The following is a 1,185-nucleotide window of genomic DNA, read 5'->3' as shown; positions in this document are numbered from 1 at the left end:
GGAGGAAAAACAAATGGCAAAACAAAAGTATGAAAGAAGTAAACCACACGTTAACATTGGGACAATAGGACACGTTGACCATGGTAAAACAACAACAACAGCAGCAATATCAAAGGTATTAGCAGCAAAAGGGTTAGCACAAAAGGTAGATTTTGAAAATATCGACCAAGCACCTGAAGAAAGAGAAAGAGGAATAACAATCAACACTGCTCACATAGAATACGAATCAGAAACAAGACACTACGCACACGTAGACTGTCCAGGGCACGCTGACTACGTAAAGAACATGATAACAGGAGCAGCACAAATGGATGGAGCTATCTTAGTAGTTTCAGCAGCAGATGGTCCAATGCCACAAACAAGAGAACACATATTACTAGCAAGACAAGTTGGAGTACCTTACATAGTAGTATTCTTAAACAAAGTAGATATGGTTGATGACGAAGAATTACTAGAATTAGTAGAAATGGAAGTAAGAGAATTATTATCTGAATATGGATTCCCAGGAGATGAAATACCAGTAGTAAAAGGATCTGCATTAAAAGCACTAGAAGGAGACGCAAAAGCTGAAGAACAAATTCTAGAATTAATTAAAGCAGTAGACGATTACATACCAACTCCAGATAGACCAGTAAACTTACCATTCCTAATGCCAATAGAAGACGTTATGACAATAACAGGAAGAGGAACAGTAGTAACAGGAAGAGTAGAAAGAGGAACAGTTAAGGTTGGAGAAGAAGTAGAAATAGTAGGAATAAAACCAACTACAAAGACAACAGTAACAGGAATTGAAATGTTCAGAAAATTATTAGACCAAGGAGAAGCAGGGGATAATATCGGAGCATTATTAAGAGGAGTTAAGAAAGAAGAAGTAGAAAGAGGACAAGTATTAGCAAAACCAGGAACAATAACACCACATACAGAATTTAAAGGTGAAATATATGTTCTAACAAAAGAAGAAGGGGGAAGACATACACCATTCTTCACAGGATACAAACCACAATTCTACTTTAGAACAACTGATATAACTGGAGAAGTACAATTACCAGAAGGAGTAGAAATGGTAATGCCAGGAGATAACGTATCAGTAGAAGTTAAGTTAATACACCCAATCGCAATGGAACCAGGATTAAGATTTGCGATAAGAGAAGGTGGAAGAACAGTAGCTTCTGGAGTTGTTGCAAA

The 1,185-nt window shown here is 37.0% G+C and carries 1 protein-coding gene; it reads left to right on the top strand.

The window, feature by feature from the left end:
- Positions 1-13: 13 nt before the first annotated feature.
- On the top strand, positions 14-1,185 hold a 1,172-nt coding region (tuf, locus tag IMK15_RS06305; RefSeq protein ID WP_192942285.1), incomplete at its 3' end, for an elongation factor Tu.

This window comes from Sneathia sp. DSM 16631, assembly GCF_014892235.1.
GTDB classification, from domain to species: Bacteria; Fusobacteriota; Fusobacteriia; order Fusobacteriales; family Leptotrichiaceae; genus Sneathia; species Sneathia vaginalis.
Note: the sequence above shows the minus strand (reverse complement) of the source record. Positions and strands in the feature narration are given on the sequence as shown.